The organism is Acidimicrobiia bacterium (assembly GCA_016650365.1).
Lineage (GTDB): Bacteria > Actinomycetota > Acidimicrobiia > Spongiisociales > JAENVV01 > JAENVV01.
The window spans coordinates 1-5,070 of the sequence record JAENVV010000198.1 but is presented as its reverse complement, the minus strand read 5'-3'; the positions used below and the strand labels follow the sequence as shown (position 1 = coordinate 5,070).

The following is a 5,070-nucleotide window of genomic DNA, read 5'->3' as shown; positions in this document are numbered from 1 at the left end:
TTGGGTTGGGGGCCGGTACTCCATGGATTCGGCGATCGGTTTGAGCCTGATGATTGCGGTCGGCCCGGACTCGTTCCGGGAGATGTTGTCGGGCATGCGCGCCGTCGACGTTCATTTCCGAAGCACTCCGCTGGAGCGGAACGTTCCCGTGTTGCTGGGGCTCATCGGGATCTGGTATCGCAACTTTCTCGACTATCCGACCTATGCGGTGCTTCCCTACAGCCAGGACCTTGATCGGTTTGCTGCCTACCTCCAGCAGCTCGATATGGAGTCGAATGGTAAGCGGGTTCGTAAGGACGGGTCACCGGTCGAGATGGATACCGGGCCGATTGTCTGGGGCGAACCCGGCACTAACGGACAGCATGCGTTTTATCAACTCATCCACCAGGGGACGGCCATCGTGCCTTCTGACCTGATCGGCTTCCTGGAGTCATCGGACGATATCGGCGGGCAGCATGACCTCCTCATGGGGAACCTGTTTGCACAGGCTGAGGCCTTGGCGTTCGGTAAGACCGCGGAGGAAGTTGCCGCTGACGGAGTCGCGCCGGAGTTGGTGCCGCATCGAACCTTCCCCGGAAACCGCCCAACCTCGCTGATCATCGCCCCGAAGCTGACTCCGTCCGTGCTCGGTCAGCTTATTGCGTTGTATGAACACAAGGTGTTTACGCAAGGCGCCATATGGGGGATCAACTCGTTCGATCAATGGGGAGTAGAACTTGGCAAGGTTCTGGCTACGGCCATCATCGAAGAGCTGACTGCCGAGTCGGTGCCTGAATTGCATCATGATGCTTCTACCAACGCTCAGATTCGTCGATATCGACAGGCGAGAGGAAGGTCATGACCCATCGGCTAACTTTTCCGCGATGAGGTTGTTATGCGCAAGGTAGTAGCGGCGATTGATTTGACGCCGGTCGGTCGTCGGGTGGCGGACCGGGCCCGAATGATTGCCGAGGAGCAAGGGGCCACGTTGACGCTGGTTCATGTGTTCGACCCTGCCGAGGGAGTTCTGCTTGCACCTGCGGAGATGAACTTGTTCACGCAGACTGCCAACGAGATGGCTCACGACCTCGCTGATTGGGTCCGGGGGCGCACCGACGTATCGGTTGATCTGGTAATCCCGTCCGGGAACCCCACCGCTCATATCTCACGGATCGCCCGTTCGGCGGACCTCATCGTGGCCGGAACCTCCTCGCTCGATGCCGGCAAGGTCGGTCCGGTGACCAGGCGCCTGGCCCGTAAGGCACGGACAGGAGTCCTGGCGGTCCGCCGCCAACCTCGACGGCCGTACCACCGGGTCCTGGCGACGGTTGATCTGTCTGATGCGTCGCGTCAAGCGTTGGAGTTGGCCTTCGAATTGGCCCCCGGAGCCGAGGTGTTGGCGGCTTACGCGCTTGTCTCGCGGTTCGATCAGATGCTTATCGAGTCAGGTCGCTCGCGGGGCGAGGTCGAGAAGTTGCATACGAATCGTATGGAACGGGCGACAGAGGCCCTCGCCGATTTCGTCTCGGACTATCCCACGGTTACGCCGATAGTCGTTTCCGGCCCGCCATCAACGGCACTTTCTGAGACCGCTCGCCGCCGGTCGGTCGACCTCGTCACGGCTTCCTCAAAGGGCGGGGGAGGAAACTCCGTCGTTCTCCTGGGAACCGTTGCCGAAGAAGTGATGGAGTCCGCTCACTGCGATGTGGCCATTGCCAATGTAAGTGCGACCTTCCGACGTCCCTAACTCGCCGATTTTCTCCTGATATCCCGGGACCGGACTGGCCAATTGGTTATCGTCTGATGGTACATACAGCCAAGTGAGGGGCAACCATGGACACGACTGTCATAATCGAACGGGCTACCCGCGCCATAAAGGCCGACGCGACGGTCTTCTCCGAGATTGGCGCTGACGAATCCCACACTTCTTCGGCTGCTGCCGTCGTGGGGGTAGTCGGGTTTGTTGGTGGGCTCATCAACGGCATCTTCAACGCCAATTCGTCTCCCGTTACCGGGGCTTTCGGTGGATTGATCGGTGCTTTCATCGCCTGGGGGATCGGCAGTCTTGTGTTCTATGGGCTCGCCAAAATGTTCGGCGGTGAAGGAGATCTTCAAGGACTGATGCGAGGCAATGCGTATGCAGCGGTCCCGTCGGCCCTCGGTGGTATTCCGGTACTTGGCTGGGTTATCAGCCTGTGGGGTGTCTACTTGTTCATCTTGAACGTGCGGGAGAACATGAAGCTCAGCACTGGAGCGGCTGCCGCCGTGGTGCTGATTCCGGTCGTCATCGCTATTGCGCTCGTGTTGCTCATCGTCCTCGTTCTGGTGGCGGCAATTGCCGGATCTTCGTAGGACGGGGACCATTCCTCACTTTTCAGCGGGAGTCAGAGCTTCCTTGTTGTAGTTGCCCACCGCGTTCCAGAGGATCCAACCCAGGCCGCGAGATTCGGCTTCGTCGATGGCAGCCCTGACCTGTCCGCTGTTGTAGTAGAACGCTTGGAGCCACGGGCGCAGGATGGAACCCGGTGTCATGCGCGGCAGAGCGGCCTCTAGAGCATCCGCGGTGACCGGGCCCGGGTGGTCGTTGGGATCTGAGAAACCCAACCAACCAGGGCTGTAGTGCGACGGGTAGACCATCGGCGAAAGCGCATCGACCATTGCCGATAGTTCCTCTGGCCGCTGCCCGATTCCTTCGTCGGTGGGCGACGAGGTGGTGATGCCGAAGATGTCTACTGAAACGGCACATCCGAGCGGATGGAGACGGCTGCGAGCTTCGGTCAGGAATCCACTGATGGCTGTGAGGCGTTCTTGCTGGGTGGTCGGGGGAGCCGCCCCGGCGGTACTACCCGCCGGAAAGCGGGCGTAGTCGAACTGGATTTCGTCGAAGCCGAGCTCACACGCCTCGATGGCCAGGTCCAGCGGGTACTCCCAGTTGTCAGGGTTGCGGGGATCGATCCATTTTCCAGCCAACTTGGATTCAGGATGGGCTTTGGTCCAGATCGGGTCTTCGAAGGTGACGATCCTGGTGATCGCGTACAGGCCGGCGGCGTGCACCGTCTCGAGCGTGGCGACCGGGTCGTAGAAGTCTTCGACCGCCCCCATTTCGTTGGCCAGCGCCACCGTCGTCGGATAGAGGGTCGTACCGACCTCGTCTTTGGTGTCGAAAACGATGGCGTTGATCGACGTGTCTTTGATCAGTTCCATGGTCCCTTCGAGCCCGTCGCGTTCGAGGTAGGTGTATCGGGCTACTCGCACGGCCTTGACGATGCGCGGTTCCATAAGTACCTGGGCGTCGCTGGTGGCTGACCAGTCGACTTCAAGGGGGAGCCAGGCCGGTTTGGTGAAAGTGACGGTCGGGCCGATGGCGATCAGGTCGAACTTGCCATCGGCTCCGGTAGTGGCCAATCCTTGATCTGATGCGACGGTTGCTCCAGCCAGGGGTGAACCGTTTGCGTCGGTAACCGTACCGCTCACCTCGATGGGGGGAATGGTGGTGGTCGTCGTTGTGGAAGAGGTCGAGGTGGTTGTTGGCGACGGAATGGTTGTCGATGTCGATGTCGCTGGAGCGGGGGCGGTCGCGGAAGTCGTGTTTGCGGCGATGTTGCCCTGGGTGGTCCAACCGGTACAGCTGGCGGCGAGGATCGACAAGCTGATAATGAGGGTGACCCTACGCATGAAGGGGAGCGTACCGGCGAATTGCAGTTTTGCAGGCTTTTCGCACGCGAAGAAGCGACGGGTTTGACCGTGAAAGTGAAAACTGTGGACTGATTTGGTGAGAGTGGGAGCGGTGATCGGCCGGATAGCGCTGTGTCTACGGGCCCTGCGGTTGGGGTGCTTTAAAACGAAGTCGGTGCGGGGGTGATTCGGGAGCGATCATGAAGCCCCGTTGGTGAACAACCACGTGGTGATGAAACCAACAGAGGGTGACCAGATTATCGGCATCGGTTTCGCCCCCGTCTGACCAGTGGACCCGATGATGAACTTGGAGCCGGTAGCGGCTGGTGCAGCCTTCGGCGCAGCATCCACCGTCGCGACCGATCACAAACTTGCGGAGGCGACCGGGAATTTTGGCCGTCCTGCGGCCCGCATTGAGAGGTTTGCCGTCATCGGTCACGGATATAGCTTCGATGGTGCCGCTGCAGAGGATCTCTTCAAGTGTGTTGGGGCCGATCAGTTGGCCGCCCATCAATGTTCCAACCGCTGCGCCGGGCTGTTGGGCCTTCACGAAGACGGTGATACCTGGCCGGGTCCGCTCGTAGATGCGGCCCAGCGCTTCCAGGGTTGGGAAGGTCGCAGAATCGCCATCTGCCATGGCCCTTGTCGGGAGCTGCTGAGCGGTTCGGTCGGGGATTGGGTCCAGTGAGTCCTGGCAAATCGCCACGAGTGCGTCGGCAGTCTTGGTTGATCGAGCAGTGGTGAAATCGTTAGGGAGTTCGTCAGCTCTGGCGAATAGGGCTTGCTCGACGATGGCCCCGTCGAGCGCAGCAAGCTGGCCCCACAGTTTCCAAGCGGTGTCGTCAAGGGTGGGTTGGATGTGCAGGTACCGCTCATCGAACCTGGCGGACTCTTCGGTGGGGGTGATGCCCGCCTGCCGGCGAGCGATACGGCGGAGACTGTCGACGTCGTAGCTGTCCGGATCCACCGAATCGTTGAGGCGACTGGTGACGCTGGCCCGCTCGAAGCTTTGTTCGCCGGCGGCAAGTTTCATGTGGTCGGCCGGCCGGTCGAGGAGCCGGCGGGCGGTCATCACGAGGGTTTTGGCCGTGTGCCGGGATGTGTCCGTCCGAGAAGCGACCCACTCGGTCAGGGTCCGACACCCGTCGGCGGCGGCCAGCTGCATCTCGTCGGCCAGTTGGATGTTGACCATCTGTCGGGCCCGCAACCGTCCGATGATCAGTTCATCGGCCAAAATCTGTTGTTCGATGTCATCTGGCGACCGGTCGAACCCGTCACCAGCAATGTATGTCTCCATTCCTGAACAATACGATCCGGGTGTGACAAAAAATGAACGGGTCCGACCGGAATCTTCAGGCGATTTCGATGGTCAGGACATAAGCCGGGACCCGCTCGGCAATGGGTTCGCCGGTGCAG

The 5,070-nt window shown here is 60.6% G+C and carries 5 protein-coding genes; 3 read left to right on the top strand and 2 right to left on the bottom strand.

Annotation, left to right across the window (positions count from 1 at the left end; genetic code table 11):
* From pgi to JJE47_12100, 3 genes are all read left to right on the top strand, one after another.
* A partial coding sequence (gene pgi / locus JJE47_12110) for a glucose-6-phosphate isomerase (protein MBK5268167.1) occupies positions 1–841 on the top strand: 841 nt, incomplete at its 5' end.
* Between the two features lie 33 nt (positions 842–874).
* Entirely contained in the window at positions 875–1,726 is an 852-nt protein-coding gene (locus JJE47_12105; GenBank protein ID MBK5268166.1) for a universal stress protein, read from the top strand.
* A gap of 86 nt (positions 1,727–1,812) precedes the next feature.
* On the top strand, positions 1,813–2,331 hold the full coding sequence (locus JJE47_12100) for a YIP1 family protein (protein ID MBK5268165.1): 519 nt from the start codon (positions 1,813–1,815) through the stop codon (positions 2,329–2,331).
* Between the two features lie 15 nt (positions 2,332–2,346).
* Here the strand turns inward: JJE47_12100 and JJE47_12095 are convergent, their stop codons facing one another.
* Entirely contained in the window at positions 2,347–3,654 is a 1,308-nt protein-coding gene (locus JJE47_12095) for a hypothetical protein (GenBank protein ID MBK5268164.1), read from the bottom strand.
* Between the two features lie 136 nt (positions 3,655–3,790).
* A complete protein-coding gene (locus tag JJE47_12090; protein MBK5268163.1) occupies positions 3,791–4,951 on the bottom strand; it encodes a DUF222 domain-containing protein in 1,161 nt (386 codons plus the stop codon).
* Positions 4,952–5,070 lie beyond the last annotated feature (119 nt).